The 2571-nt window shown below is 59.4% G+C and carries 4 protein-coding genes and 1 pseudogene; all 5 read left to right on the top strand.

Annotated features, from left to right (window positions below; translation table 11 throughout):
- Window positions 1–470: EAL domain-containing protein (locus EN906_RS30490; protein ID WP_164777480.1), on the top strand; the 470-nt coding region annotated here is incomplete at its 5' end.
- Between the two features lie 150 nt (window positions 471–620).
- Window positions 621–1400 (top strand): hypothetical protein, encoded by a 780-nt coding sequence (locus tag EN906_RS30485; RefSeq protein ID WP_127267397.1) that lies wholly within the window; start codon window positions 621–623, stop codon window positions 1398–1400.
- A gap of 119 nt (window positions 1401–1519) precedes the next feature.
- Window positions 1520–1669: a DUF3096 domain-containing protein gene (locus tag EN906_RS30480; protein ID WP_013528205.1), complete on the top strand. Its 150-nt coding sequence runs from the start codon at window positions 1520–1522 to the stop codon at window positions 1667–1669.
- A gap of 210 nt (window positions 1670–1879) precedes the next feature.
- Window positions 1880–2104: an aa3-type cytochrome c oxidase subunit IV gene (locus tag EN906_RS30475; RefSeq protein WP_127267396.1), complete on the top strand. Its 225-nt coding sequence runs from the start codon at window positions 1880–1882 to the stop codon at window positions 2102–2104.
- A gap of 84 nt (window positions 2105–2188) precedes the next feature.
- Window positions 2189–2571, top strand: a pseudogene (locus EN906_RS30470) (NAD(P)(+) transhydrogenase (Re/Si-specific) subunit alpha); the annotation flags it as partial.

The following is a 2571-nucleotide window of genomic DNA, read 5'->3' as shown; positions in this document are numbered from 1 at the left end:
GCTCCGGCCTCGCCGCCTCCCGGCTCGAGATCGAGGTCACCGAAACGGCGCTGCTCGACGACAAGTCGCTGACGCGCCAGTATATCGAGGAGCTGAAGCAGATCGGCGTACGCATCGCGCTCGACGATTTCGGCACCGGCTATTCGAGCCTGAGCTATCTGCACAAACTGCCGCTCGACAAGATCAAGATCGACCGCTCGTTCCTGATGGACGTCACCCAGAACCCCCGTTCGCTCGAGCTGCTCAAGGGTATCGTCAACCTATCGCGGCCGCTGGGGCTTTCGGTCACCGTCGAGGGTGTAGAGACCTTCGAGCAGCTCAAGATACTGGCGCTGCAGGTCAAGCCCGACCTTGTCCAGGGGTTCCTGTTCGGTTCGGCGCTCAGCGCTTCCGGCATCGAGACCATGTCGAACACGGTATGGCCCTTCGCCAAGGACATCAATACAGCCAAGAGAGCCGCACGCCGCTGACCGGTGCCGGGAAGAATGTCGCCTTTTCATAAAAATTTACGGATCGTTAACGTTAATGATCGGTAAACGACGTGTGCTCCATTTTCATCTTTTACATCTCAGGGTCCCGTCGTAGGTTGAACTGCGGCGGAAACTTACGAGGGTTTGAGTATGGATGTGCAGTTGGAAGCGCTTGGCCATGTGGCGGGCGGGGGTGAAGAAAATTCGCCCGACAGCATGTCGAGTTTCGCCCGCAATGTTTCAGCGATGCTTGAGCGGACGGAATATCGCCGCTGCGACAAGGGAGAGGACCTCGAAGACATCTATAGGTTACGCTACAAATCCTATCGCTTGAATGATATGGTGCCGGAAAACCCGGAACATATTGTGCATGACGAGCTCGACGAAGCTGAAAATTGTTCCAAGTTCGGCGTCTATATTGACGGCATCCTGGTCTCCACGGTGCGCATTCATCATGCCTGCCGGGCCACGCCGCAATCGCCGTCTACAACTGTCTACGGCGACATCCTGCGCCCGATGCTGGCTGCCGGGGCGCACTTTGCCGATCCGAGCCGCTTTGCTGCCGACCCAGACTGGTCGAAGGTCTATCCGCAGATCCCGTACCTGACGCTGCGCCTTGCCGGAATGGCCTGCTTCTACTTCGACGCACCTTACTGTCTCTCGACTATCCGGCCCGAACATGCGGGTTTCTACCGTCGTATCTACTGTTCTGAGCAGATCGGCGAGCTGCGCGACTATCCAGGCCTGAACTACAAGGTCGTGCTCTATCGCGCCAATGTCGCTGCCATTCGCGAGCGGTCGTTCTCGCGCTTTCCATTCTTCCGATCCACATCTCTGGAGCAGCGTATGCTGTTCGAGACACCTGGTGCTGGAGAATTGGCGCCGCTGACCATCCTGCCGACTGCCAAATATTTTCGCGAAGCCGCCTGAGATTAGGCGTTTCGCAGAACCACTGGAGCTTTCCGGCCGGATACGCGTTCTGATGGCTCGGCGCCTTGTCGTCCTCGCCATTGGTCGCCGAATCCACGGATATGCCAAAGGAACCCGTCATGACCATTTCCACACTTGCGCTCACCCCGCTTATCTCGCTGATCGCCGGCGTGCTGATCCTGGTCATGCCAAGGCTGTTGAACTACATCGTCGCGCTCTATCTGATCGTCGTCGGGTTGCTCGGGCTATTTCCGCATCTAGCCGGCTGAGGGCGCCGGCTTAGGCCACGCAAGCGTCTGCTTTCGAAGCATCTTTCCGCATCAAGCATCAGAATCCAGCGATCGGACTCCGTCGCGCGTTGGCAGCCGGCTTCAACCTTTCTTTGAGGCAGTTGTCCGCTGTTGTGCGGCAATAGCGCCATTGCTCTCGGCCCGGCTTTTCGCTATGTGCCTGAAAGATGTCTTCGAAGGGGTATTCCTATGGCTGATCACTCGCCGACCGGTCCTGTCGAACTGGGCGCGAAGATGGACTATGCCGAGCATGACCGCACCTATGCGGGCTTTCTCGCGCTGGCCAAATACGGATCGCTTTTCTGCGGAGCCCTGCTTCTGGCGATGGCCTTCGGCTTCTTCGCGGGCGGCTTCTTCTCGGCGACCATCCTGTTCGTGCTGATTATGGCCGTCGGCGCCTTTATCCTCCGATAGATTTTCCGACACCTTGTCCACGGCGCCGCCGCGAGGCCGGCCGGCGTCTTGCGGGAAATAGCTTCCGGCCGAAAGGATCATGCGGTGGGACAGACGGTTTTCATCCCTCGTGAGCTCGATGCCAATGAGCCGCGCGTCGCGGCCTCGCCCGATACGGTGAAACGGCTGGCGGCGTTGGGCTTCGACGTCGTCGTCGAGGCCGGCGCCGGCACGCGGTCGCGCATCCCCGACGAGGAGTTTTCCAAGGCAGGAGCCACGATCGGCAAGGCTTCCGATGTCGTCAAGGCCGATGTCGTGCTGAAGGTGCGTCGGCCCGGCGATGCCGAGCTGAAGAGCTACAAACCCGGTACAGCGGTCATTGCCATCATGGATCCCTATGGCAATGATGCCGCTGTGGCAGCCCTGGCCAAGGCTGGCGTCACCGCGTTCTCGATGGAATTCATGCCACGCATCACGCGCGCCCAGTC

The organism is Mesorhizobium sp. M7A.F.Ca.CA.004.06.1.1, from assembly GCF_003999135.1.
Lineage (GTDB): Bacteria > Pseudomonadota > Alphaproteobacteria > Rhizobiales > Rhizobiaceae > Mesorhizobium.
This window is presented reverse-complemented; position numbering and strand designations above follow the sequence as displayed.

Coding starts and splice junctions, on each gene's coding strand:
- EN906_RS30485 (WP_127267397.1), top strand. CDS start 621: ATGGATGTGCAGTTGGAAGCGCTTGGCCATGTGGCGGGCGGGGGTGAA.
- EN906_RS30480 (WP_013528205.1), top strand. CDS start 1,520: ATGACCATTTCCACACTTGCGCTCACCCCGCTTATCTCGCTGATCGCC.
- EN906_RS30475 (WP_127267396.1), top strand. CDS start 1,880: ATGGCTGATCACTCGCCGACCGGTCCTGTCGAACTGGGCGCGAAGATG.